The sequence below is a fragment of the Massilia sp. X63 genome (genome assembly GCF_041023745.1).
GTDB lineage: Bacteria > Pseudomonadota > Gammaproteobacteria > Burkholderiales > Burkholderiaceae_D > Telluria.
Genome location: NZ_JBFTEF010000022.1, coordinates 13109 through 36247, shown reverse-complemented (window position 1 = coordinate 36247; position 23139 = coordinate 13109). Strand labels below are relative to the sequence as shown.

Genomic DNA, 23139 nt, shown 5'->3' with positions numbered 1-23139 from the left:
GAAAGTAGAAAATCCTGTCGCCGCCCTGCCCCAAAATCGGCCATTTGCAGCTGCCGCGATTGACAGCACCATCGAAGCGTGGCGAAATCTGCTTGTTACCCAAGGAAAACTTTTATGCCGCACCCAAGCCTGCCCTTCCGCCTGATCGCCGCCTGCACCCTGCTGCTGGGCAGCACCCTGGCACATGCCCAGTATTCGTGGATCGGCGCCAACGGCGTGCGCCAGTTCTCGGACCGCCCTCCCCCGCCGGGCACGCCGCCGCACAAGATCCTGAAGGCGCCGGGCCGGGCCGCGCCTGCGCCCGCACCGGTGCCCGTGCCTGAGCCGGCGCCGCAAGCCGCGCCCGTGGCGAAGCCGGCGCCGAGCCTGGCCCAGCGCGAAGCCGACTACCGCAAGCGCGTCGCGGCGCGCGAGGAACAGGAACAGAAGGAAGCGGCCGAGGCCAGGCGCCAGCGCGATCTTGCCGAGCACTGCGACGCGGCGCGCGAGATGCGGGCCCAGCTCGACTCGGGCATCCGCGTCGCGAAGTTCGACGCCAAGGGCGAACGCAGCTTCGTCAGCGACGAGGAGCGCGCCGCACAGCTGGCCCGCGTCGACCGCGCCCTGGCTGCCTGCCGCTGAGGCTCAGCGACGCAGGCGGATCACCTTGGCGCCGCCCGGCTGCTGCTGTTCCACGGGCGTGGCGGTCGGCGCGCACACCACCTGGTTGCGGCCCGCGTCCTTGGCCGCATACAGGGCCGCATCGGCCCGCCGCATCAGGCCGGCGAAATCCTCTCCCCGATCGAGCATGGCCAGCCCGATGCTGACGGTGTAGGGCACGCCGCCCTCGGCGGAGCGTTGCGGCTGGGAACGGTCGAGCGCGGCGCGCAGGCGCTCGGCCACCGCCTGTGCGGTCTGGTGGTTCGCGTCCGGCAGCAGCACCCCGAACTCTTCGCCGCCGAGGCGGGCAAAGTAGTCGATCTTGCGCACCACGTCCCCGGCGCGCCTGACCAGGTCGCGCAGGACCTCGTCGCCGACGCCGTGGCCGTAGGTGTCGTTGATGCGCTTGAAGTGGTCGGCGTCCAGCAGCAGCAAGCCCAGTCCGCCGCCGTGCCGCCGTGCCCGCGCCAGTTCGCGTTCCGCGATCTCGAAGAAAGCGCGGCGCGACGGCGCGCCGGTCAGGTGGTCGTGCTCGGCGGCATACGCGGTATCGGTCAGCACGCGCGCATTCGCCAGCATCACCGCGCCCAGGCTCAGGGCCGGCAAGGCCAGGGTGCCGATGGCGAAGAAGACCAGGTTGGCCACGTCGGGCGCGAGCAGCGACACGGAGCCGTAGGCGTCGAGCGCATAGAAGGCGCCGCGGCCGGCATGCCCCAGGCCCAGCAGGAAGGCGGCGGTGCGGGTGAATGCGTTGGGATAGCGCAGGCGCCCGTCGGCGACCCGCGGCAGGCTGGCATGGATGGCGAAGCAGATGGCAGCATGGTAGACCGACACGGCGACCACGCGCAGGCCCAGCGCTGGGTGGACGACATGGAAATACACGACGCCGGCGAAGGCGGCCAGGCTGCCGGCGGCCAGCAGGCGCCACGGCACCGGCAAGCCCAGGTGACGCCGGAACCCCGCATACATCAGGCTGACGGTGAGCAGCATGAGCACGTTGGCGACTTCGATGCTGAGCAGGTCGGGAACCACGCCGCGGGTCGCGAACAGCAGCAGCGCGATCACCGCGATGGCGTTGGCCTGCCCCCACTCGCGGACACCGGCCACCTTGCTGTCGGCGAGCGAGGTCAGGACCAGCAACATGACCACCGACAGCGCGGTGGTGACCAACAACAGACTCACGGTAATCAGCATGGGGGCGGGCAGCAAACGATAATGAAGACCTCGCGCCGGGCCGATGCGCTGGCGCGATCGGCCACGGCAGCATACGTCGGCTTACCGGACTGCGAGGGCGTCAGCATGATACCGCGAAGCGCCCCGGAATATTTGCTTGGTCGGAATTTTACAACTGAGCAAATCGACAAGCTTGCCCGGCAACGGGCCTCAGGCGGCCGGCGCCGCGCCGCCGGAGGCCGGCACGGCCGCGTCCTTCTTGGCCGCGCGGCGGCGGCGCGAGTCCTTCGGGTCGGCCACCAGCGGCCGGTAGATCTCGATGCGGTCGTGTTCGCGCAGCACGGTGTCGAGCGTCTTCTTCTTGGCGAAGACGCCCACCGGCTGGGTGCTCAGGTTGATGTCCGGATAGGCCTCCAGCACCCCGCTCATCTCGATGGCGGCGCCGATCGTGGTGCCGGGCGCCACCTGCAGCGGGCGCAGGAATTCGTCGCGGTCGGTGGCGTAGCAGACCACGACCTGCAGCATGCCGTCCGCGGCCGGCAGCGGCGCGTCAGCCATAGAGCGCCTCGGCGCGCTTGCTGAAGGAATCGACCATGGTGTTGGCGATCATGCCGAACACCGGCCCGATGATCTGTTCCAGGATGACGCTCGAGAACTCGTAGTGCATGTCGAGATCGACCTTGCAGGCGTCGGCGCGCAGGGGCTTGAAGTTCCAGGTGCCTTCCAGCATCTTGAACGGGCCATCGACCAGGTGCATCTTCATCTGGGTCGGGCGGTTGTTGTGGTTCGATGTGGTGAAACTCTGCTTCACGCCATGGAAGTTGATCTGCAGGCTGGCCACCAGCTTGTCGTCGGCCCGTTCGATCACTTTCACGCCGCCGCACCAGGGCAGGAATTTTGGATAGTCTTCGACCTTGGAGACCAGGTCGAACATCTGCTCGGCGCTATACCCGAGAAAAACTGATTTGTGCACTACTGCCATTGGTCAACCGTTTGTTATGATGTTGGACGAGTTGCATTTTGCGCCACGCGGGTTCCGGTGAATTTCAGGTGAATTTCACCGCGATCCCGCTGCGGCGCCACAGCAGTAGTTTAACCGAGACGCGGATTTTCGCTATTTCATGAGTATTGTTGACAATAAAAAAGCTTTTTTCGACTACTTCATCGAGGACCGGTATGAAGCCGGCATCGTATTGGAGGGGTGGGAAGTCAAGGCCATCCGTGCCGGCAAGGTCCAGATCAAGGAAGCCTATGTGGTCGTGCGCAACGGCGAACTGTTCCTGTTCGGCGCCCACATCAGCGCGCTGACCACGGCATCAAGCTTCAGCCACCCGGAAGCGCTGCGCACCCGCAAGCTGCTGCTCCACCGCGCCGAGCTGGACAAGCTGGTCGGCAAGGTCGAGCGCGCCGGCTACACCCTGGTGCCGCTGAACCTGCACTTCAAGGGCGGGCGCGTGAAGTGCGAGATCGGCCTCGCCAAGGGCAAGAAGCAGCACGACAAGCGCGCCACCGAGAAGGACCGCGACGCCAAGCGCGAAGTCGCCGCGGCGATGAAGACGCACCGCCGCTAGCATCCTGCACGGGCTGCCTCTGCGCAGCCCTGCCCTGCCGCCCCTGCCTGGTGAGCGCTTACTGAGCGGTCTGGACGGCAGGCGCCGCGAAGCGCCGGCTCAGGCGCCACATCAGGAAGCTCAGCACGCAGCCGATCGCGGCGCCGCAGGCGAGCTTGAAGGCGCTGCCGAACAGCAGCGGCGCCACCAGTCCCGACACCAGCGCGAAGGACATCATCTGGATGAAGCCGACCATCGAGGCCGCCAGGCCGCGGTTGTGCGGGAACAGGCCCATGGCCGACAGCTGGATGCCCGGCATGGCGACCGCCAGGCCGAAGGTGAACACGCCCAGGGGCAGCACCGCCCATGGCACGCTGGCCGCGAACAGCGCGTTGTAGCCGACGTTCAGGACCGAGGCCAGCGCCATCACGCCGTAGCCGATCCACAGCAGGCGGCCCGGCGGCGCCTTGACGGCGCGCTTGCCGCCCCAGGCGGAGCCGATCACCATGCCGCCGATCAGCGGGATGAACATCCAGGCGAAGGCGGTCTCCGGCAGGCCCAGGATCTCCATCACGAAGTTGGCGGCCGAACCGATGTACAGCGACAGGCCGCCGAACACCAGGCCGAGCGCCAGCGACAGCATCACGAACTGCGGATGGCGCAGCACCATCAGGTAATTGCGCGCGATCGTCACCGGGTGGAACACCTGGCGTTTATCGCGCGGCAGGCTTTCCGGCAGCAGGCGCGTGACCAGCACGATCATCGCGGTGCCGAACAGGGCCAGGAACAGGAAGGTGGAGCGCCAGCCGAAGCTCACGTGCAGCCAGCCGCCCAGCACCGGCGCGATGGCCGGCGCCAGGCCGAACACCATCATGATGTGCGACATGATCTTCTGCGCCTGGGCTCCGGAGAAGCGGTCCTGCACGATGGCCTGCCCGATCACCGAGCCGGCGCCGGCCGCCAGGCCCTGCAGCGCGCGGAAGAACAGCAGCCAGCCGAAGCTCGGGGCAAAGGCGGCGCCGATCGATGCCAGCGTATACACCGACAGCGCGCCCAGGATCACCGGCCGGCGCCCGAAGGAATCCGACAAGGTCCCGTAAAACAGCATCATGAGCGCGAAGGTGAACAGGAACACGCTCAAGGTCTGCTGCACCGCCACCGGCCCGACGCCGAACTCGACCCCGATGGCCGGCATCGAGGGCAGATAGGTGTCGATCGCGAGGGCCCCGATCATGCCGAGGCAGGCGAGGATGGTGGTGAGGAGTCGGTGCATGAAAGTGCCTTGAGGATGAACCGGCACTGCGACAGGCAAGCGTCCGGGGGACGGGATTGTACTGGATTTCACCAAAACAATTCGGCAGCCCCCTCAAACGGCCAGCGCCCCCATAGGGTGGGCGGGTCTCCCGCCCACGCGTTCAAATCACCGAAGCGTAAAGGCACACGTTGTCGCTGTTTGGAAGTGAGCTGGACGCGTGGGCAGGGAACCTGCGCACCCTACGAACACCGGGCTAGCGCAGCGACATCCCGAAACGCTCGGTGCGCGGCATCCAGTTGCCCTGGTAGTCGGCCGACACCAGGATGCGCTCGGCGCGTCCGATCAGGAGGTGGCGCGGCACGAAGCCGATGTAGCGCGAATCGGCGCTGTTGTCGCGGTTGTCGCCCAACATCAGGTAGGCGTCCTGCGGCACGGTCACCGGGCCGAAGTCGCGCGCCACCAGGCGCTGCGGCAGCACCTGGATGCGGTGGCGCCGGCCGTCCACGGCTTCCGTCATGCGCAGCGCGTCCATGTGGCCCTCGGCGCTCGGCTCCTGCACCAGCTCCTCGACCGAATACTGCTGCTCGACGCCGTTGATCACCAGGCGCTCGTTGCGCATCTCGACCCGGTCGCCCGGCAGCGCCAGCAGGCGCTTGATCAGGCGGGTGCCGTCCGCCGGCGAAGTGAAGGTGACGACATCGCCGCGGCGCGGCTCGCCGGTACGCGCCAGCACGACGTCGGTCAGCGGGAGCTTGACGTTGTAGGCCAGGCGGTTGACGAAGACCACGTCGCCCTCCAGCAGGTTGGGCCGCATGGAACTGGACGGAATCGGGTTCCAGTCGGCCACCGCGGTGCGGAACACACCGAAGAGCACGATGAACATCAGGAAACCCTTGTTGGCGCGCACGAACGCTTTCATGGAGCCGTTCTCCTCTTGTTATGATGACGATGAGTCGTTTTATACGCGCACCGCCTTTAAGCATGCTTAAATGTCAAGCGCGACACGCCGTGTAACAACATTGTCATATTCGCCAACTACACTGGCTGCGCCGAGACTACGACGCAGAACATGGATATGAAACAGAAGGCCCCGGAGTCCGAGGCCAGGGGCATCCCCGAAGGCGGCGCCTTCCTGAACCGCGAGCTGTCGCTGCTCGAGTTCAACCGGCGGGTGCTGGCCCAGGCCGAAGACCCGTCCATTCCGCTGCTCGAGCGGCTGCGCTTCCTGACCATCGTGTCGGGCAACCTCGACGAATTCTTCGAGGTGCGCGTCGCCAGCCTGCTGGCCCAGCACCAGATGGAGGCCGGCCACAACGGCATTCCGCATGCGCTGGCCAGCACCCTGGAGCGCGCCAGCCTCGAATGCCGGCGCCTGATCGACAGGCAGTACAAGCTGTTCAACACCGAGATCCTGCCGCGGCTGGCGGAGAACGGCATCCACATGCTGCGCCGGAGCGAGCGCAACACCGCCCAGCGCGCCTGGGTCAAGGCCTTCTTCGACCGCGAGGTGCGCCCCCTGCTCACCCCGATCGGGCTGGACCCGGCCCACCCCTTCCCGCGGGTGGTCAACAAGAGCCTGAACTTCATCGTCGAACTGGCCGGCAAGGACGCCTTCGGGCGCGGCACCGGCATCGCCATCATGAAGGCGCCGCGGGTGCTGCCGCGCGTGATTCGCCTGCCGGATGAACTCTCGGACAAGAAGGGCGCTTCGTTCTGCCTGCTGTCCTCGGTGATCCAGGCCCACATGGCCGACCTGTTCACCGGCCGCGAGGTGCTGTCGTACTCGCAGTTCCGGGTCACCCGCAACAGCGACCTGTGGGTCGACGAGGACGAGGTCAAGAACCTGCGCCAGGCGCTGCAGAGCGAACTCCATAGCCGCAACTACGGCTTCGCGGTGCGCCTCGAAGTGGGCCATGCCTGTCCGCCGCACCTGTCGAACTTCCTGCTCGACCAGTTCGGGATCGACCGTTCGCGCCTGTTCGCGGTCGACGGCCCGGTGAACCTCGGCCGCATGCTTGAAGTCGCCAACGTCAACGACAAGTCCGAGCTGAGGTTCCAGCCCTTCACGCCGGGCTTCCCGGCCAAGCTGGTGGGGCCGGACATCTTCGCCGTGCTGCGCAAGCAGGACATGCTGCTGCACCACCCCTTCGAATCCTTCCAGCCGGTGATCGACTTCATCCAGGCGGCCGCCAACGATCCCTGCGTGGCGGCGATCAAGCAGACCATCTACCGCGCCGGCATGAACTCGGACCTGATGGAGGCCCTGATCGCCGCCGCGCGGCGCGGCAAGGAAGTCACCGTCATCGTCGAACTGATGGCGCGCTTCGACGAGGAAGCCAACATCAACTGGGCCGAGCGCCTCGAGCAGGCCGGCGCCCAGGTGGTCTACGGGGTGGTCGGCCTGAAGACCCACGCCAAGCTGGCGCTGGTGCTGCGCCGCGAGGACCACGGCCTGCGGCGCTACGCCCACCTCGGCACCGGCAACTACAACTCGACCACCGCCAAGTTCTACACCGACTTCGGCCTGCTCACCTGCGACGAAGAGATCACCGCCGACGTCAACGAGGTCTTCATCCACCTCACCAGCCTGACCCGCCCGAAGCAGCTCACCAGCCTGTGGCTGGCGCCCTTCTCGCTGCAGAAGGAAATCGTGCGCGCCATCCGCGACGAAGCGGCGATCGCGCGCGCCAGCAAGCCGGCCCGCATCATCGCCAAGATGAATTCGCTCACCGACGAATCGGTGATCCGGGCCCTGTACGAAGCCTCGCAGGCCGGCGTGCGCATCGACCTGGTGGTGCGCGGCGCCTGCGCGCTGCGCCCGGGTGTGCCGGGCCTGAGCGAGACCATCCGGGTACGCTCGATCGTGGGCCGCTTCCTCGAGCACTCACGCATCTATTACTTCCGCAACAACCTGAAACACGACATCTACCTGTCGAGCGCGGACTGGATGAACCGCAACCTGTTCCGGCGCGTGGAAGTCGCCTTCCCGATCCGCTCCCCTGCCCTCAAGCGCCGCGTGCTGCGCGAAGGACTGCATCCCTACCTGAAGGACAACGTCGACGCCTGGGAGCTGGGCAGCGACGGGCGCTACCGGCGCAAGAAGCCCCGCGGCGGCCAGAAGGCCTTCAGCGCCCAGCAGGACCTGATGGAGACGCTCGGCGCAGGGCCCCATCCCAACAAGGAGAACGAGCATGGACCTGATCCTGTGGCGGCACGCCGAAGCTGAAGCGCATGTGGCGGAGGGCGACCATGCGGGCGACCTGCAGCGCGCCCTCACGCCCAAGGGCAGGCGCCATGCCGCGCGCGTCGGCGCCTGGCTGCACCGCCAGCTGCCGGACGACGTACGGGTGCTGTGCAGCCCGGCCAGGCGCTGCGTGCAGACGGTGGAAGCACTGGGGCGCAACTACAAACTGCTGGACAGCCTGGCCCCCGACGCGAGCGCGGAAGCGATCATCGAGGCCGCTGGCTGGCCGGAGCACCGCCAGCCGGCGCTGATCGTCGGCCACCAGCCGCTGCTGGGCCAGGTCGCCTCGCTGGTGCTGTGCGGCGGCCGGCAGGACTGGCGCATCCGCAAGGCGGGGGTATTCTGGATTGCCAGCAAAGCCGGCGCGGGGCTGCCCTACCTGAAACTGGTGGTGGGACCGGACTTCATCGGGCAGCTGCGCTAGCGCCCCGCGCCGGCGCGCCGCTCAGGCGACCGCCGTGCCCACCGTGTCCAGCAAGTCGCGGACGACCTCGCGGTTCGACAGATAGAACAGCAGCATTTCGGTGTCCACCAGCGAGCAGGCTCCGTCCTGGTCCAGCACCTCGCGCGCGCGCTGCATCACGAGCAGGTAATACTCGTAGGTTTTCTCTTCGGGCATCAAGGCGCTTTCCATCCACCGGACCAGGTCCCGGTTGTGACTGTCCAGCCCGGGCGCCTGTTCGCCGCGGCGCTTCAGGTAGCGCAAGCCGGCCAAGGACTGGGTATCGATCTTGCTCAGCAGCGCATCGCGTCCTTCGGGCACGCGGAAGGCGCGCGCGTCGACGCCTTCGCGGAAATGAATCGCATTCAGGGCGAAGGCGATGCGGGCGTCATAGATCAGGGCCCAGTCGTTCCAGACGAAATTCAACCACTTCGACCAGCTGGAAATCCCCTTGAAGGGAAAGTCGCACCTGGCGTGGCTGCGCAGCTGCATGGCCGACGCGATGTCCGACAGGTCCGGCGGACAAGCGTCGAGGAAGAAGCTGGAATACGCGGCGATGGTCTCGTCCCGGTTGCTGGCAAGGCCACCCCAGACCCTGATCACGAAACCGCACAAGGCTTCCATGCCGGCGTCGCGCTCCGGGCCGGACAGGCGATGGATCTCGCGCACGCGCTGGGCCACGGCCTGTCGCAGTTGCTGGGTCGCCAGTGCACCGCCGTCCGTGTCCCCGACCGCAAGACCGAGCGCGCGCGCCGTCGTCCTGGCCTTGGCGGACATGGGCCAGGCGTAGTCCTTCAACGCGTGGCGGTGGGGTTTCAGATAGGCGGCGAGGGCATCGCCGAAGCGATGCGCTTCGTCCTGCATGGATTGGGTCATGGGTGGGGCTTTTCAGTAAAAATAGGCTGCGCACGGATTCGGTTCGGGAATCCGTTTTCCGACGCTCGGAAGACTGCTCCAAAAACCAGAACATTATGAATAAAAAATTTCATTTGGGCAAATATTCTGGAGGAATCCGGCGTATCGGAAGGCGGCAAGCGCCGCCCACCAATCAGACCACGCGCAGCTGGAACGGCATCCCGACCTCGTTCCAGGCCCCCTCTTCCTTCTGCAGCCATGGGCGCAGGGTCGGATGCTTGTCGATCAGCGCGGCCGGCAGCTCGAGCTCGATGCGTCCCTTCATGCGCAGCTTCAGCCCGCCGAGGTCCTCGTCGGCGCGCGCATGCATGAGCACCACCGCCATGCGCAGCGCCAGCACCGCCCTGGCCAGGTCGGGTTCGTGCAGGGCCTCGCGGATCTTGCGCAGGTTGCCCTTCTGGCCCAGCACCAGGGTCGCCATCAGGCGCTGCTCGCGGGTGGTGAAGCCGGCCAGGTCGGCATGTTCGACGATGTAGGCGCCGTGCTTGTGCGCGCCCGTCATCGAGACCTGGAGTCCGACTTCGTGCAGCATCGCGCTCCAGCACAGGTAGTGCTGCGCCTCGGACGGGTCCATCTGCTGGTACAGCCTGGATGCGATGTTCGCGGTGCGCAGGGCGCGCTGGCTGTCCACCTCGAAGCGGCGCATGCAGGCGCGGATCGCGGCGTCGCGGCGGTCGCTCCGGTTGGCGCGCAGTTCGAGGTCGGACAGCACGCCCAGGCGCAGGCCGGCGTCGATCGTGGCGAGCCGGGCGATGCCGAGTTCCTGCATCGCGCCGATCAGGACCGTCAGCCCGCCCACCATCACCGGCACCCGCTCGCGCTTGATGCCGGGCAGCCTGACGGCCTCGATCTGGCCGAGTTCGAGCAGGACGTCGCGCAGCGCGGCAAGGCTGGCCTGCGACACGGTGCCGTCGCCGATCCGGTTCTTGCCGATCACCTCATGGATGGCGCGCATGGTGCCCGAGGAACCATAGGCGGCGTCCCAGCCCTGCGCCTTGTACAGGTCGGCGGCGTCTTCGAAGCGGGCGCGCGCCTCGGTAACGGCAGCCTCGAAGCCTTGCGCGGTGATGCGCCCGTCGCCGAAGAAGGCGGCGGTCTGCGGATGGGTGCCGATGCCGAAGGATTCGACCAGCTTGATCTCGGAGCCGATGGCGGCGATGACTTCGGTCGAACCGCCGCCGATGTCGAGCACCAGGCGGCGCTCGTCCGGCTTGTCGATGGCGCGCGCCACGCCCATGTAGATCAGGCGCCCTTCCTCCTCGCCCGAGATGACCTCGATCGGGTGGCCGATCGCCTGCTCCAGACGCGGCAGCAGCTGCTCGGCATTGCGCGCCACGCGCAGCGTGTTGGTGGCCACCACGCGCACCGCGTCCAGCACATACTCGTCGAGGATCGCCCTGAAATCCTGCAGGGTACGCAGCGCGCTGTCCATGGCCGCCTCGGTGAGCATGTTGTCCTGGTCCAGGCCCGCCGCCAGGCGGATCGGGTCGCGCGCGCTGCGCACGATGTGCATGCGGCCGCCGGCCGGCTCGCCGATGTGGAGTCGGAAGCTGTTCGACCCCAGGTCCACTGCTGCAAACATGTGCGCCCTTTCGCTCGTTGTCCGGCCCTGCCCGCCAACGGGCTGCCGTGTCGGCGAAGTATACAGCGTCGGGGCGCGTCAGGGCGGACCGCTGCGGCGCGCGGGCGTGCGCCGCAGCGCATGCCGGGCGCCCATCGCGACCGGGGCGCCGAGCGCCACGGCCGAGACCAGGTCCCAGGCGCCGTCGCCCAGCAAGGCCGCGACCAGGCCGACCACGGTGAGCACGGCCAGCAGGACCGGCATGGCCCAGATCTGGATGCGGGTGCGGATCATGGCGCTTTCGCCTTGCGCGCCAGGGCCGGCGCCTCTTGCACGGCCTTGGCGGCCGGCGCCCCCTTCCTGCTGCGCTTGAGCCACAAATACAGGCCGCTGCCCAGGATGACGATGGTGCCGAGGTCGAGCAGCGCCCACAGCAGCTTCATGGGCTGGCCGCCGTAGTCGCCGAAATGCAGCGGCTGCGACAGCAGCAGCGCGCTCAGGTACCAGGGCAGCTCGCGGCGGTCGGTGATCTCGCCGGTGGCGGCGTCGACCAGCACCGGCTTGTACAGGCGCGAACTGAAGGCTTCTTCGCCGCGCATGAAAATGCCATAGTGGTGCGAACTGGTGAAGGGCGTGCCCGGGAAGGCCACGAAGGCCACCTTCATGCCCGGTTCGGCGCGTTCCGCGCGCACGATGGCGTCGTGGATCGAGGCCATCGTTTCCACCTTCGGCTGGCCCGCGTAGGGCTTGAGCATCTCGGCGATCTCGGTGTTCTGCCAGTACTTCAGCAGCAGGTCGGCCCAGGTGTTGACCATGCCGGTGGCGCCCACCACGAACACCCACACCAGGGTGACGATGCCGAGCAGGTTGTGCAGGTCGAGCCATTTGATGACCCGGCTGCGCTCGCGGCGCACCTCCCCGAAATCAAGCTTGCGCATGAAGGGTGCGTACAGCACGGCGCCGCTTGCCACCGCCACGATCAGGAGCAGGCCCATGAGACCGAGGAAGAGTTTCCCGTACAGGCCGGCGAACAGGTCGACGTGCAGGCGGAACATGGTGGACATGAAGGCGCCGCCCTCGAAGGCCGGCTCGGCGATCACCTCGGTCGTGCGGGCATCGACCGCGATCGGCTTGTAGTGCTCGTCGTTCGGATGGTCGCCCAGGGTGACGTTCCAGATCGCCGGTTCGTCGATCTCCTGCGAGATGTACATCGCCATCTTGTCCGGATACAGTGCCTTGGCCGAGGCCAGCACGGCATCGATGTTGCCGCGCGGGGTGTTGGCCGGCATGGCGGGCGCCTCGACGTCGGTGCCGAGCAGGTGGCCGATTTCGTGGTGGTAGATCAGCGGCAGGCCGGTCAGGCACAGCAGCAGCATGAAGACGGTGCAGACCAGGCTGCTCCATTTGTGGATCCAGCTCCAGCGGCGCAGGGAGGTAGGGGACATGGGCGATCGAGAACGACGGATCGGCAAATAATAATCGTTCTCATTTACATGCGCAAGCCGGGACGCTAGAATGACAATCATTCTCATCAAGAAAAGAAGAGCGCCTCCGATGATACTGCTTCGCCCGACCCCCACCGCCCTCGCCGCCGCCGTGTTTGCCAACTTGCTTGCCGCCGGCGCCCACGCACAGGACGCCGCCCCTGCCGAACCGATCGCCACCGTGGTCGTCACCGCCTCGGCCGATGCTTCGAGCCAGGGCCTGCCGCCCGCCTACGCCGGCGGCCAGGTCGCGCGCGGCGGCCGCCTCGGCCTGCTGGGCAACGTCGACATCATGGACACGCCCTTCAACAGCATGAACTACACCCAGGCGCTGATCCAGGACCAGCAGGCGCGCAGCGTGGCCGACGTGGTGCAGAACGACCCGTCGGTGCGGGTGGCGCGCGGTTTCGGCAACTACCAGGAGCTGTACGTGATCCGCGGCTTCGCCCTGAACTCGGACGACCTGGCCTATAACGGCCTGTACGGCATGCTGCCGCGCCAGTTCGTGGCCTCCGAACTGCTCGAGCGGGTCGAGGTGCTGCGCGGCGCCAACAGTTTCGTGAACGGCGCGGCCCCGGGCGGCGGCGCCATCGGCGGCGCCATCAACCTGCTGCCCAAGCGCGCCCCCAACCGGCCGCTGACCCAGGTGACGGTGGGCGTCGAATCGGGCGGCCAGGGCTACGTGGCGACGGACCTTGCGCGCCGCTTCGGCGAAGGCGACCGCCTGGGCGTGCGCGTGAACGCGGTGCGCCGCGACGGCGACACGGCGATCGACCGCGAAGGCCGCGAGCTGAGCCTGTACTCGGTGGGCGCCGACTACCGCGGCCGCGGCTACCGCCTGTCGGCCGACGTCGGCCACCAGGACCACCAGCTCACCGGGGCGCGTCCGAGCGTGACGATGGCGGCCGGCGTGCCGATCCTGGCGGCGCCGGCCAGCGACAGCAACTACGCCCAGCCGTGGACCTTTTCCGGCGAGCGCGACACCTTCGGCACCCTGCGCGCCGAAGCCGACCTGCCGGGCGGCGCGACCGCCTGGGCGGCGCTGGGCCTGCGTTCGGGCACGGAGTCGAACATCATCTCCTCGCCCACCGTCACCGACCTCGATGGCGACGCCACCATGACCCGCTTCGACAACGTGCGCGAGGACAAGGTGCGCACCGGCGAAATCGGCGTGCGCGGCGAGTTGCGCACCGGCGCGGTGACGCACAAGCTGAGCGCCAGCGCATCGCGCTTCCACTCGGAGTCGAAGAACGCCTATGCCATGAGCGACTTCGCCGGCTTCGGCTCGAACATCTACGCCCCGCGCGACGCGGCGCCGCCCTCGAACGCCTTCTTCACCGGCGGGCGCATGGACGATCCGCTGCTGACGCAGAAATCGATCCTGTCGAGCGTGGCGCTGGCCGACACCCTCGGCTTGTTGGACGAGCGCCTGCTGGTCACCTTGGGCGCGCGCCACCAGAACATCAAGTCCTTCGGCTACGACTACACCAGCGGCGCGCCGAATGCGCGCTACGAAGAGAGCAAGGTCACGCCGGTGGCGGGCGTGGTCTACAAGCCCGCCAGGGGCGTGTCGGTCTACGCCAACTACAGCGAGGCGCTGCAACAGGGGCCGGTGGCCGCCGGCAGGGACATCGTCAACCAGGGCGAGGTGTTCGCGCCCTTCGTCTCGCGCCAGAAGGAAGTCGGCGTCAAGGTCGACAGCGGCAAGCTCGGGATGACGGCGGCCTTCTTCACCACCGCGCAGCCGAGCGCGTTTGTCCTGGAGCGCCGCTTCGGCGTGTTCGGCGAGCAGCGCAACCGCGGCCTGGAACTGAGCGTGTTCGGCACGCCGATGCGCGGCCTGCGCCTGCTGGGCGGCCTGACGGTGCTGGAAGCCGAGCAGCGCCGCACCGCCGGCGTCGTCGACGAGGGCAAGGATGCGATCGGCGTGCCCGGCACCCAGCTGAACCTGGGCGCCGAGTGGGAAGTGCCGGGCGTGCAGGGCCTGTCGCTGAACGCCCGCGCGCTGCATACCTCGACCCAGTACGCCGACGCGGCGAATACCCAGAAACTGCCTTCGTGGTCGCGCCTGGACGTCGGCGCCAACTACCTCACCCGCTTCATGGACCGCGACCTGACCTTGCGCGCGCGCATCGACAACCTCACCGACAAGGCTTACTGGGCCTCGAGCGGCGGCTATCCGGGCTTCGGCTACCTGGTGCAAGGCGCGCCGCGCACCCTGACGGTGTCGGCGACCGTGGACTTCTAAGCCGGACCGCGGCCGCTAGTGCGGCGGCCGCAGGTCCTTCTTGAGCGCGGCCAGCGCCATCTTCTCGACCAGGCCGGGCGCCAGCAGCTTGAGCAGGCGTCCGAACTTGCCCTTGGCCGTCATGACCACTTCGCGCCGGCGCGCGTTCATGCCTTCGATGATGAGGCGCGCGCACTCCTCCACGCTCATCGCGCCCTCCTCGCTCAGGGCGCTGCTCCCGGCCGGCTCGCCATGGGCGTTGAAGCCCTTGTCGCGGATCCGCGTGGCCACCACGCCCGGGTAGGCGGTGGTGACGCTGACGCCGTAGCCCTTCATCTCGGCCCGCAGCGCCTCGAAGAAGCCGGTCATCGCGAACTTGGTGGCGCTGTAGGCGGTGCGTCCCGGCACCCCGACCAGCCCCGCCAGCGAGGACACCGCGACGATGCTGCCGCGCGCGTTTTTCAGCGCCGGCAGCGCCGCCTGGGTGCACCAGACCGCGCCCCACAGGTTCACGCGCATCAGCTCCTCGTACCAGGACAGGTCCTCGACCTCCTCGAACAGCGCATGCGCCGAGCGGCCGGCGTTATTCACCAGCACGTCGATGCGGCCGAAGCGTTCCAGCGCGCTGACCACCAGGCGGCGGCACTGGATCTGCACCCCGACGTCGGTCGGCACCGTCATGACCTGGGCCCCCAGCGCGGCGCATTCGTCCGCCACCGCCTGCAGCCGGGCCGCGTCGCGGGCGGCCAGCACCAGCGCCAGCCCCTGCCCTTCCCGCGCCGCCAGCTGGCGCGCCATCTCGGCGCCGATGCCGTCCGAGGCGCCGGTGATGACGATGGTACGAGACCGAGCCGGCGTCATGGCAGCAGGTCGGATTTTTGCGTCTTCACGATCTGCATGGCGCTGGCGATCACGCTGCTCATGTCGCCCATGTTGGCCGGCACGATCAGCGAGTTGTTGGTCTTGGCCAGCTTGCCGAAGGCGTCGACGTAGTGCTCGGCCACGCGCAGGTTGACCGCGTCCATGCCGCCCGGCTCGCGAATCGCGGCGCCGACCTGGCGCAGCGCCGCGGCGCTGGCCTCGGCCAGGGCGACGATCGCGCTGGCTTCGCCCTGGGCGCGGTTGATCGACGCCTGGCGTTCGCCTTCGGAGCGGGCGATGGCCGCTTCGCGCTCGCCGCTGGCGATGTTGATCTGCTCCTGGCGCCGGCCTTCCGAGGCGGCGATCAGGGCGCGCTTTTCGCGCTCGGCGGTGATCTGGCGCTGCATCGCGTGCAGGATCTCGGCCGGCGGGGTCAGGTCCTTGATTTCGTAGCGCAGCACCTTCACGCCCCAGTTGGCGGCCGATTCGTCGATCGCGTTGACGATGGTGGTGTTGATGTGGTCGCGCTCCTCGAAGGTCTTGTCCAGCTCCATCTTGCCGATCACCGAGCGCAGCGTGGTCTGGGCCAGCTGGGTGATCGCCTGGATGTAGTTCGACGAGCCGTAGGAGGCGCGCATGGCGTCGGTCACCTGGAAGTACAGGATGCCGTCGACCTGCAGCTGGGTGTTGTCCTTGGTGATGCAGACCTGCGGCGGCACGTCGAGCGGGATCTCCTTGAGGCTGTGCTTGTAGGCGATGCGGTCGATGAAGGGCACCACGATGTTCAGGCCCGGCGCCAGCACCGCGTGGAACTTGCCGAGCCGTTCGACCACCCAGGCGTGCTGCTGCGGCACCACGTTGATGGTCTTGAAGATGAATACCAGCGCAATGATGAAGATCACCAGCGCGACCGTGCCGAACGTAAATTCCATGAGCATCCCTTCTAGATGTAGTGTCAGCTATTAGCTGAGCTTATAAATCGCCTTGCGCCTTGCTAGGCATTGGCGACGATGAGGCGGTTGCCGAGCACTTCGACGATGCGGTAGTCGCCCGCTTCCGGCAAGGCGCCGGGGCCGAGCTCGACGTCCCACAGGGCGCCGCGGTACATCACGCGGGCGCGGCCGTCGCGCCAGTGCGCCACCGCCACCCGCCCGCCGATGTCGAGGTTGACGTTGGGGTCGCGCGCGGCATTGCTGCGGGCCGGCTTGCCGAAGCGGCTGCGGTGCAGCACCGCGGTCGCCACCAGGCCGACCGCCGCGGCGCTCAGGGTCTGCAGCGGCCCGCTCGCGCCGCCGAAGGCGGCCAGCGCGCCGGCGCTGAGGCCGATCGCGATCATCAGGAGGTAAAAGGTGCCGGTGAACAGTTCGGCGATCACGAGCACGCCGGCCACTACCAGCCAGCCCATCCAGTCAGTCATACGCCAGTCTCCTTCGCGAGGTTCGAAAAAGTAAAAAACCCCCGCGACCTGCGGCAGGCGGCGAGGGCAGATGAGCGGCGGCGATGTCGATGCGCGTGTTGATTATGTGTTTTCCGGCAAAGAGTTATCGCTACCAGTGTAGCAGGTCCATCCAGGAATAGAAGCGCCTGCCCGCTGTTTATCGCAGGCGCATAAGACCCCGACTTACGCGATGCTTAAACCGGCGCCGGCGCCGCCAGCGGCCGTCAACCCCGCCGCCAGGGCGGCGTTAAGACGGTGAGCGACTTGCTCATACCGGATACGCAACAGGAGATCACCATGAAATCGACGTTCAAGTTGGCCAGTGCCGTGCTGCTGATGGCTTCCAGCGCTGCCTTCGCGGCACCCCAGGCTCCCGCACCGACGGGCGCCCAGCACCCCGCCGCCGTCCATGCGGCGCCGGCGACCAAGGCCGACGTCAAGGCCGACGTCAAGGCTGAACAGCGGAAGATCACGGCCGACGAGAAGACCGCGCTGGCCGCCTGCAAGACCATGAAGGGCGCCGAGAAGTCGGCATGCAGGAAAGACGCGATCGCGAAGGCGCAGAGCGCCAGGGCCCACCTGAAGGCCGCCAAGCACGCCTGACCCGGCGTAAGCGCCCTGCGTCCGCGGACGCAGGGCAGTTCCCGTACCAGCGTCGGGAGGTCCCCTTCGCGTAGACCATCATGCCGCCCTCCCTGCTGCGCCGCCTCGTCGACAACGCCACCCTGAAATCGCTGGGCCCCGGCCTGATCACCGGCGCCGCCGACGACGACCCTTCCGGCATCGCCACCTATTCGCAGGCCGGCGCGCAATACGGTTTCAACGCCTTGTGGACGCTGGTGCTCACCTATCCCTTCATGGTCGGCATCCAGCTGGTGTCGGCGCGGATCGGACGCGTCACCGGCCGCGGCCTGGCCGCCAACATCCGGCGCGCCTACCGGCCCTGGCTCCTGTATGCCATCGTCCTGCTGCTGCTGGCGGCCAACGTGATCAACATCGCGGCCGACATCGCCGCCATGGGCGAAGTGCTGCGCCTGCTGGCCGGGCGCGGCTCGAGCCATCTCTACGCACTCGGATTCGGGGTGCTGTGCCTGCTGCTGCAGGTATTCCTGCCGTATGCGCTCTACGTGCGCTACCTGAAATGGCTGACCCTGGTCCTGCTGTCCTATGTCGCCGCCGCCTTCGCCGTGCAGGTCGACTGGGGCGAAGCGCTGGCGCGCACCCTGTGGCCGCATTTCAGTTTCACGCGCGAGTCGGTGGCGCTGGTGGTCGCCGTGTTCGGCACCACCATCAGTCCCTACCTGTTCTTCTGGCAGGCCTCGCAGGAGGTCGAGGAAATCCGCAGCGCGCCGCAGGCGCACCCGCTGCGGACGCACCCGCACGACGCCGGCGCCCAGCTCGCGCGCATCAAGACCGACACCGTGGTGGGCATGGGGTTCTCGAACCTGGTCGCCTTCTTCATCATGCTGACGACGGCCGCGAGCCTCGGTGCGCACGGGATCACCCACATCGCGTCCGCCAGCCAGGCTGCGCAGGCGCTGCGTCCGGTGGCCGGCGAATTCGCCTTCCTCGCGTACGCGCTCGGGATCATCGGCACCGGCATGCTGGCGGTGCCGGTGCTGGCCGGATCGGCCGCCTACGCCATCACCGAGAGCTTCCACTGGCGCAACGGCATCGACCTGAAACCGATGGAAGCGCGCCGGTTCTACGCGATCATTGCGCTGGCGACGCTGGGCGGCGCCCTGCTCGACTTCATCCCGCTCGATCCGATCGCGGCGCTGGTGCTGTCGGCCCAGGTCAACGGCGTGATCGCGGTGCCGGTCATGGTGGTCATGATGCTGCTGGCGGGGAACCGCAAGCTGATGGGCGTATATACCCTCAGCCGGCGCCACACCGTGCTCGGCTGGGGTGGAGTCGTCGTCATGCTGGCGGCGGTCGCGGCCATGCTGCTGCCCGCATAGTGTAGGATATTGTCGGAAGTCCTCATTTCTTGATCTACATCAATTTCCTGACATCAACTAACGAATATGATGATGTCCTTCATCAGTTCATCCCTCGCGCCGGCGGCAGTTCCTGCGACATGCGTCGCATCATTGGAAGCGGCCGCCCGTGCGAATGCCTTGCATGCCTCCCGATACGATTTTGCGCAACGATCCCGCTCTTCTTGCCCCCCTCCCCGCTCCCATCAATCCGCTACTACAGGAAAGCAACGCAACATCGATCCTGGACGAACTCAGGCAGGTGGTGTTCCAGACCGACCGTGCCGGACGCTGGACCTTCCTGAACCGTGCCTGGGAAGCACTGACCAGCAACAGCGTGGCCACGGCGCTCGGCGGCTCCTGTCTCGCACACGTCCACCCCGACGACCGGAGCAGGGAGCAGGCGCGGCTCGACCAGCTTCTGCTCGGAGAGCGTGACTGCTGCCGCCATGAGGTCCGCTATCTGCGCGCCGATGGCGAGGTCCGCTGGGTCGACGTCTTCGCGCGCGCGCAGCGCGACGCCAATGGCCGCGTGACGGGCACGGTCGGCACCCTGTTCGACGTCACCGAGCGCAAGCGCGCACGCGAACAAGGCCGGCTCGCGGCCGGCGTGTTCGCCAGCGCCGGCGAAGGGATCCTGGTCACGTCCGCGGACGGCCGCATCGTCGACGTCAACCAGGCCTTCGAGGCGATCACCGGCTACGCACGCGCCGAGGTGCTCGGGAAGAATCCGAGCCTGCTCAGCTCGGGCCGGCAGGGCAAGGAGTTTTATGCGGACATGTGGCGCCGCATCGAGCAGGAAGGCCGCTGGAACGGCGAGGTCTGGAACCGCCGCAAGTCCGGTGAGCTCTACGTGGAGCGCCTCACCGTTACCGCCATCCGCGACGAGGCCGGCCAACTGTCGCACCACGTCGGGGTGTTCGCCGACATCACGCGCCAGAAGCGGCAGGCCGAGCATCTCGAACACATCGCGCACTACGATCCGCTCACCGGCCTGGCCAACCGCCGGCTGCTGGCCGACCGCCTGCAGCAGGCCATGGGGCGGGCCCGCCGCAAAGGCGGCGGCGTCGGCGTCGCCTCGCTCGACCTGGACGACTTCAAGAAGGTCAACGACCTCCACGGCCACGAATGCGGCGACGAACTGCTGGTCGCCGTGGCGCGCCGGATCCAGGACGTGGTGCGCGACAGCGATACCGTATGCCGCCTCGGCGGCGACGAATTCGTGGCCGTGTTCGATGGGGTCGAATCGCTGGCCGCCTGCCAGCCCATGGTGGCCCGGCTGCTGCAGGCGATTGCCGAGCCGCTGCACCTCGGCGGTGCGCTGGTTCGTGTCAGCGCCAGCGCGGGCCTGGCCTTCTATCCGCAAAGCGAGGATGTCGACGCCGACCAGTTGATCCGGCAGGCCGACCAGGCCATGTTCGACGCCAAGGTGGGCGGCAAGAACCGCTACCTGAGCTTCGATACCCTGGGCTACCGGGTGATGATCGAACGCGCCGAAGAGCTCGACGCGCTCGAGCGCGCCATCGTCCGGCACGAGTTCACCCTGCACTACCAGCCGATCGTGCATCTCGGGACCGGCCAGCTGAATTCCGTGGAAGCGCTGGTGCGCTGGAACCACCCCACCCGCGGCTGCCTGGCCCCGGGCAGTTTCCTGCCGACCCTCGAGGGCCACCCGCTCATGCTGACCCTCGAGAACTGGATCCTGGCCGAGGCGTTCCGCCAGCACGAGCGCTGGCTCGACGCGGGCCTGGACATCGCGATCAGCGTCAACATGAGCGGCGCCCAGCTGCGCCGCAAGGACCTGGTCCAGCATGTGCGCGGACTGCTTGCCGCCCATCCGCGCGTGAACCCGCGCCGCATCAAGCTCGAAGTGCTGGAGAGCAGCGCACTGGAAGACATGGGGCATGTATCCAACCTGATCCGGCAATGCACCGAGATCGGGATCGGCTTTGCGCTGGACGACTTCGGCACGGGTTACTCGTCGCTGCGCTACCTGAAGCAGCTGCCGGCCAAGCGCATCAAGATCGACCAGGGCTTCGTGCGCGACATGCTGCAGGATCCCGACGACCTGGCCATCCTCGAAGGCGTGATCGGCATGGCGGCCGCGTTCAAGCGCGAAGTGGTGGCCGAGGGCGTCGAGACGGAAGAACACGCCGCCATGCTGGTCCAGCTCGGGTGCATGCTGGCGCAGGGCTACGGCATTGCGCGCCCGATGCCCGCGCAGGCGCTGGCGCCCTGGCTGGCCAGTTGGCGGCTGCCGCCGTCGGTGGCAAGCTGCACCCCGCTGGACCGCGACGACACACTGCTGCTCAAGGCCCTGGTCGAGCAGCGCGCCTGGCATGCCGGACTGACGAATGCCGGCTGCCCGCAGCGTTTCCACCAGGCCGACGTCGCGAACGGCACCCAGACCTTCAACGAATGGCTGGACCTGAGCAGCCGCAAACGCGAGCCCTGCCGGCTGTCGCTCGGGCGCGCCCTCGCCTGCCGCGATGCATTCATGGCGCAGCTCGGTGCGTACGCCGCATCGGCCGGGGATGCCCCTGCCGACGCAGCCGCGGCAGGGCTGCGATGCCAGGCGGCCAGCCAGGCCTTTGCCGCTGCCCTAAGGGAATTGCTCGATGCATGGAAGCAGTGATGCTGGCATATCCTCGTCCACATGCGGCCGCAGCGCGTTCCTGCGCGGCACCGGCATGATCGGCTCGCAACTGGCCGCCAGGCGCCGCAACATCCGGGCCGGCGCATTCGGCATCCTGATCGTCGCGGTGCTGGCCTTGATGATCACTTATGGATGGAACAGCTGGCAGCTGCGCCGCCTGCAGCTGTCGGGCGCCAAAATCTCGACGGTCAATCTCACGCACGCGCTGGCCGACCAGGCCAGCTCGGCATTCAAGATGGTCGACACCGTCCTGGTCGGCCTGGTCAACCGCGTCGAGCAGGACGGGCTGGCGGCGTCGGACCGGGACTCCCTGTATGCGCTGATGCAGGATCACCTGGCCGAACTGCCTGCCTTGCAAGGCCTGTTCGTCTACGATCGATCCGGCACCTGGATCGTCAACACGGCCGGGCAGTCCTTCAACGGACGCAACAATGCCGACCGCGAATACTTCAGGTACCACCGCGGCTCCTCCGACCGTGGGGTGCACATCGGCGCCCCCATCATCGGCCGTACCAGCGGCGCCTGGGTCATTCCGGTCTCGCGCCGCCTGGAGGATGCGGACGGACGCTTTGCCGGCGTCGTGCTGGCAACCATCAAAGTCGACTTCTTTCGCAAGATCTACGAACGGATCGAACTGCGGCCCGGCGGAAGGCTCATCCTGGCGCTGACGAACGGCACCCAGTTGCTGGCCATCCCCTTCAGCCGGGTCGAGATCGGCGCCGACCTGCGCGCCACCTCCCTGTTTCCGGAACTGAGCGCCAAACTGCCGGATGGCGGGCTGGTCGAGACCTCCGCACGCGGCAACGCCCTGATCTACGCAGTACGCCAGGCTGGCGACTACCCGGTCCTGCTTGCCGCCGCACGGTCGAAGGGCGACGTGCTGGCGCCATGGCGCGAGTCGGTGCTGGCAGCCGGCACGGCGCTGTTCGCGCTGGCGGCCGGCCTGGGCGCCATGGGGGTCTACCTGCTGCGGCAGATGCGCGAGCGCGACGGCCTGGAGGGCGACCTGATCAGGGCCAAAACGACACTCGAGAGCCTGAATGCGTCGCTCCTGACGCAATCGCAGCTCGATCCGCTCACCGGCCTGTTCAACCGGCGCTATGTCGAGTCCGCCCTGGAGCGGGAGATCGCGCAGGCGCAGCAGGAGGGCGGCCTGCTTGCCGCCTTGATGATCGACGTCGACCATTTCAAGAAATATAACGACAGCTATGGCCACCTGGCCGGGGACGCCACCCTGATCGAGGTGGGCCGGACCATCCGGCGCGGCGCCTGCCGGCCGCGCGACGTCGCCGGCCGCTTCGGCGGCGAAGAGTTCGTGGTCCTCTTGCCTGCCACCGACCTGGCGGGCGCCGCGGTCGTTGCCGAGACCATCCGCACGGATCTGCAGCGCCGCCGGTTGGCCCATCGCGATGCACCGGGTGGCTTCGTCTCGATCAGCATCGGGGTGGCCTGCATCGCGCCGGCGCATTGCGCCGATCCCGGCAACACGCTGCTCGACCGGGCCGACGGCGCGCTGTATGCAGCCAAGGCAAGCGGACGGAACCGTGTTAGTTGCGACGACGGGCAAGGCCTGGACATCGCGGCGCCAGGCGCGCAAGCGCCGCACGCCGGCGTTCTTGGTGATTTTGATCTGGGTCAATGACTTTCAATGTAGAAGGCGCGTATCGTAGGGCGGTCGAGACCAGGCTTGCGCCGCGGCCTCCCCACCATTCATT

At 67.7% G+C, this 23139-nt stretch carries 21 protein-coding genes; 9 read left to right on the top strand and 12 right to left on the bottom strand.

Annotated features, from left to right (window positions below; translation table 11 throughout):
• Positions 1-114: 114 nt before the first annotated feature.
• Entirely contained in the window at positions 115-621 is a 507-nt protein-coding gene (locus AB3347_RS24675) for a DUF4124 domain-containing protein (protein ID WP_369094345.1), read from the top strand.
• Positions 622-624: 3 nt separating this feature from the next.
• On the opposite strand, the gene AB3347_RS24670 is transcribed toward AB3347_RS24675, so the two are convergent.
• The 3 genes from AB3347_RS24670 to AB3347_RS24660 form a co-directional block, all read right to left on the bottom strand.
• Complete coding sequence (locus AB3347_RS24670; RefSeq protein WP_369094344.1) at positions 625-1821, bottom strand: diguanylate cyclase; 1197 nt, start codon at positions 1819-1821, stop codon at positions 625-627.
• Positions 1822-2022: 201 nt separating this feature from the next.
• The gene (locus AB3347_RS24665; RefSeq protein WP_369094343.1) at positions 2023-2370 is read right to left on the bottom strand and encodes an RnfH family protein; all 348 of its coding nucleotides are present in this window, start codon (positions 2368-2370) and stop codon (positions 2023-2025) included.
• Entirely contained in the window at positions 2363-2794 is a 432-nt protein-coding gene (locus AB3347_RS24660; RefSeq protein ID WP_369094342.1) for a type II toxin-antitoxin system RatA family toxin, read from the bottom strand. Before AB3347_RS24660 ends, AB3347_RS24665 begins: the two co-directional genes overlap by 8 nt.
• A gap of 139 nt (positions 2795-2933) precedes the next feature.
• Here AB3347_RS24660 and smpB point away from each other — a divergent pair, with 139 nt between their 5' ends.
• Entirely contained in the window at positions 2934-3383 is a 450-nt protein-coding gene (gene smpB / locus AB3347_RS24655) for an SsrA-binding protein SmpB (RefSeq protein WP_369094341.1), read from the top strand.
• A 58-nt stretch (positions 3384-3441) separates the two neighbouring features.
• Here the strand turns inward: smpB and AB3347_RS24650 are convergent, their stop codons facing one another.
• Both AB3347_RS24650 and lepB read right to left on the bottom strand, forming a co-directional pair.
• Entirely contained in the window at positions 3442-4635 is a 1194-nt protein-coding gene (locus tag AB3347_RS24650) for a multidrug effflux MFS transporter (RefSeq protein WP_369094340.1), read from the bottom strand.
• Positions 4636-4870: 235 nt separating this feature from the next.
• A complete protein-coding gene (gene lepB / locus AB3347_RS24645; protein ID WP_369094339.1) occupies positions 4871-5536 on the bottom strand; it encodes a signal peptidase I in 666 nt (221 codons plus the stop codon).
• A gap of 150 nt (positions 5537-5686) precedes the next feature.
• Between lepB and ppk1 the strand changes: the two genes are divergently transcribed.
• Both ppk1 and AB3347_RS24635 read left to right on the top strand, forming a co-directional pair.
• Positions 5687-7843 (top strand): polyphosphate kinase 1, encoded by a 2157-nt coding sequence (gene ppk1 / locus AB3347_RS24640; protein ID WP_369094338.1) that lies wholly within the window; start codon positions 5687-5689, stop codon positions 7841-7843.
• Positions 7809-8285: a histidine phosphatase family protein gene (locus AB3347_RS24635; protein ID WP_369094337.1), complete on the top strand. Its 477-nt coding sequence runs from the start codon at positions 7809-7811 to the stop codon at positions 8283-8285. Before ppk1 ends, AB3347_RS24635 begins: the two co-directional genes overlap by 35 nt.
• Before the next feature lie 21 nt (positions 8286-8306).
• Here the strand turns inward: AB3347_RS24635 and AB3347_RS24630 are convergent, their stop codons facing one another.
• The 4 genes from AB3347_RS24630 to AB3347_RS24615 all read right to left on the bottom strand — a co-directional run bounded on the left by AB3347_RS24630 (position 8307) and on the right by AB3347_RS24615 (position 12224).
• Positions 8307-9179, bottom strand: coding sequence for a hypothetical protein (locus AB3347_RS24630; RefSeq protein ID WP_369094336.1), 873 nt, complete (start codon positions 9177-9179; stop codon positions 8307-8309).
• Between the two features lie 172 nt (positions 9180-9351).
• Positions 9352-10800: a Ppx/GppA family phosphatase gene (locus tag AB3347_RS24625; RefSeq protein WP_369094335.1), complete on the bottom strand. Its 1449-nt coding sequence runs from the start codon at positions 10798-10800 to the stop codon at positions 9352-9354.
• 78 nt (positions 10801-10878) lie between these two features.
• Positions 10879-11073, bottom strand: coding sequence for a hypothetical protein (locus tag AB3347_RS24620; RefSeq protein ID WP_369094334.1), 195 nt, complete (start codon positions 11071-11073; stop codon positions 10879-10881).
• Positions 11070-12224: a PepSY-associated TM helix domain-containing protein gene (locus tag AB3347_RS24615; protein WP_369094333.1), complete on the bottom strand. Its 1155-nt coding sequence runs from the start codon at positions 12222-12224 to the stop codon at positions 11070-11072. Before AB3347_RS24615 ends, AB3347_RS24620 begins: the two co-directional genes overlap by 4 nt.
• 109 nt (positions 12225-12333) lie before the next feature.
• Here AB3347_RS24615 and AB3347_RS24610 point away from each other — a divergent pair, with 109 nt between their 5' ends.
• Positions 12334-14511: a TonB-dependent receptor gene (locus AB3347_RS24610; protein ID WP_369094332.1), complete on the top strand. Its 2178-nt coding sequence runs from the start codon at positions 12334-12336 to the stop codon at positions 14509-14511.
• Between the two features lie 15 nt (positions 14512-14526).
• Here the strand turns inward: AB3347_RS24610 and AB3347_RS24605 are convergent, their stop codons facing one another.
• The 3 genes from AB3347_RS24605 to AB3347_RS24595 all read right to left on the bottom strand — a co-directional run bounded on the left by AB3347_RS24605 (position 14527) and on the right by AB3347_RS24595 (position 16768).
• Positions 14527-15351, bottom strand: coding sequence for an SDR family oxidoreductase (locus AB3347_RS24605; RefSeq protein WP_369094331.1), 825 nt, complete (start codon positions 15349-15351; stop codon positions 14527-14529).
• The gene (locus AB3347_RS24600; protein WP_369094330.1) at positions 15348-16283 is read right to left on the bottom strand and encodes an SPFH domain-containing protein; all 936 of its coding nucleotides are present in this window, start codon (positions 16281-16283) and stop codon (positions 15348-15350) included. Before AB3347_RS24600 ends, AB3347_RS24605 begins: the two co-directional genes overlap by 4 nt.
• A gap of 62 nt (positions 16284-16345) precedes the next feature.
• A complete protein-coding gene (locus AB3347_RS24595) occupies positions 16346-16768 on the bottom strand; it encodes an NfeD family protein (protein WP_369094329.1) in 423 nt (140 codons plus the stop codon).
• 318 nt (positions 16769-17086) lie between these two features.
• Between AB3347_RS24595 and AB3347_RS24590 the strand changes: the two genes are divergently transcribed.
• The 4 genes from AB3347_RS24590 to AB3347_RS24575 all read left to right on the top strand — a co-directional run bounded on the left by AB3347_RS24590 (position 17087) and on the right by AB3347_RS24575 (position 23066).
• The gene (locus AB3347_RS24590) at positions 17087-17392 is read left to right on the top strand and encodes a hypothetical protein (RefSeq protein ID WP_369094328.1); all 306 of its coding nucleotides are present in this window, start codon (positions 17087-17089) and stop codon (positions 17390-17392) included.
• An 80-nt stretch (positions 17393-17472) separates the two neighbouring features.
• Positions 17473-18750, top strand: a complete 1278-nt coding sequence (locus AB3347_RS24585) for an NRAMP family divalent metal transporter (protein ID WP_369094327.1) — start codon at positions 17473-17475, stop codon at positions 18748-18750.
• 181 nt (positions 18751-18931) lie between these two features.
• The gene (locus AB3347_RS24580) at positions 18932-21403 is read left to right on the top strand and encodes a putative bifunctional diguanylate cyclase/phosphodiesterase (RefSeq protein WP_369094326.1); all 2472 of its coding nucleotides are present in this window, start codon (positions 18932-18934) and stop codon (positions 21401-21403) included.
• Positions 21404-21458: 55 nt separating this feature from the next.
• On the top strand, positions 21459-23066 hold the full coding sequence (locus tag AB3347_RS24575; protein WP_369094325.1) for a diguanylate cyclase: 1608 nt from the start codon (positions 21459-21461) through the stop codon (positions 23064-23066).
• Positions 23067-23139 lie beyond the last annotated feature (73 nt).